Genomic DNA, 250 nt, shown 5'->3' with positions numbered 1-250 from the left:
GCCGAGGCACATGCGACGCGGCCCAACCTGATCGCGAGCGTGTCCTACGACGAGCTGTCGCCGGCCGGGCTGGCCGCGCGCGTCGTACTCGCCGACGTGGCGCGCGAAATCGTCGCGGCCGGCCGCTGGCCGGGCGCAACGCTGCGCACGTAGTCCTTCCCTTCACGAAAACTGAAGACATGTTGCCGTCCGCGTGATGGCGGCGTGTCGCGTCGATCCCTAGAGTCGCGTCTCAAAGGAGACAAATCAG

General features: G+C 67.6%; 1 pseudogene. It reads left to right on the top strand.

The window, feature by feature from the left end:
- Window positions 1–153, top strand: a pseudogene (locus tag SB786_RS37090) (LysR family transcriptional regulator); the annotation flags it as partial.
- Between the last annotated feature and the right edge of the window lie 97 nt (window positions 154–250).

Source organism: Burkholderia sp. SIMBA_062, from assembly GCF_046534765.1.
In the GTDB taxonomy this organism is placed as follows: Bacteria; Pseudomonadota; Gammaproteobacteria; order Burkholderiales; family Burkholderiaceae; genus Burkholderia; species Burkholderia ambifaria.
The sequence above is the reverse complement of the archived record's forward strand: the minus strand, read 5'-3'. Positions and strand labels throughout refer to the sequence as shown.